The following is a 1,510-nucleotide window of genomic DNA, read 5'->3' as shown; positions in this document are numbered from 1 at the left end:
ACGGCACCGCGGTGCCGTGGTTCGGTGCCATCACTTCACAGACCGAGTACCAGACCACCAACCCGCAGCTGCGCGACCTCGAGGGCGAGCAGTTCAGTGAGGAACTCCAGCTGATCGGCGATTCCTTCGACGGCGACCTGGAGTGGCTGGTCGGCGCCTTCTGGATGAAGATGGAAGGCTCCGAGTTCTACCCGAACCAGGTGATCGGCGCCAACCCCGACTGGCCGGAAGGCGCTGTAGGCGGCCCGATCAACTCCGTGGCCCAGGAAGGCTTCCTGCAGTGGTCGCCCAACGCCGAAGTCACCAACGAGGCGTGGGCAGTGTTCGGTGAAGGTACCTACACCTTCAGCGACATGTGGTCACTGACCGTGGGTGCCCGTTACACCGTGGACGATCGCGAGATGACTGCCATGAACTTCGCGTTCGACAGCACCTTCCCGCCGATCCCGGAGTCGTTCACCTTCCACTGTGCGATGCGTGACGCCAACAACGCCTACCTGCCCGACGACGCCTGTTCGCGCACCGTGGACGAAACCTTCGATTCGCCCACCGGTCGCGTGTCCGTCAACTTCACCCCCACCGATGACCACTTGCTGTACCTGAGCGTGGCCAACGGCTACCGCACCGGCGGCTTCAACATGCGTGCAACCAACGACTTCACGCTGCAGCCGTTCGACGAGGAAACCGTGCTCAACTACGAGTTCGGCCACAAGGCGGACTGGGAACTGGGCAACTTCGCCGCGGTACGTACCAACCTGGCGATCTACCACCAGGAGTACGAGGATATCCAGAAGACGGTTTCCGCCACCAACCCGGACACCGGCAACTTCGAGACCTACACGATCAACGCTGCCGAGGCGACGATCGACGGTATCGAGTTCGATATCACCATCGCGCCGACCGAGAACCTGACCATCATGCTGGCCTACTCCTACCTGGATGCCAGCTACGACTCCTGGCCGCGTGACGTACTGCTGCCCGGCGCCACTGATCCGGTCACCCTGGACTACTCCCAGGCGGACTTCCTCTACGTGCCGGAAAACACTGCCACGGCTAACGTGAGCTACACCCTGCCGCTGGATCCGGAGTACGGCGACATCTCACTCAACGCCAGCTTCTACTGGCAGGACGAGATGATCACCAACGACGACCCGTGGCTGTGGCCGCAGCTGGGCTGGGCCGATGATGACCTGGCCGCCGCGCTGGACACTATCGAGACTGACGCCTACGACGTGTGGAACTTCCGCATCGACTGGCGCAGCGTGATGGGCAGCGGTATCGACGTGGCCGCCTACGTCAACAACGCGTTCGACGAGGAGTACGTCACCGGTGGCCTGAGCGTGCCGGAAGACCTGGGCATCGTGGCCAACACCTACGGCCCGCCGCGTACCTTCGGTGCGGCCCTGCGCTACAACTTCTAAGCGCAGGCTCTGCCTTCGAAAAGGCGCTGCTTCGGCAGCGCCTTTTTTTTGCCTCCGCAACGAGGGGGCCGCTACGAGGGGTCAGAGCC

The 1,510-nt window shown here is 62.9% G+C and carries 1 protein-coding gene; it reads left to right on the top strand.

The window, feature by feature from the left end; genetic code table 11:
* A partial coding sequence (locus E4634_RS21075) for a TonB-dependent receptor (protein ID WP_135446660.1) occupies nt 1-1,421 on the top strand: 1,421 nt, incomplete at its 5' end.
* Nucleotides 1,422-1,510: the final 89 nt, after the last annotated feature.

Origin of the sequence: Mangrovimicrobium sediminis, from assembly GCF_004745945.1 — a bacterium.
Taxonomy (GTDB): domain Bacteria; phylum Pseudomonadota; class Gammaproteobacteria; order Pseudomonadales; family Halieaceae; genus Mangrovimicrobium; species Mangrovimicrobium sediminis.
The sequence above is the reverse complement of the archived record's forward strand: the minus strand, read 5'-3'. Positions and strand labels throughout refer to the sequence as shown.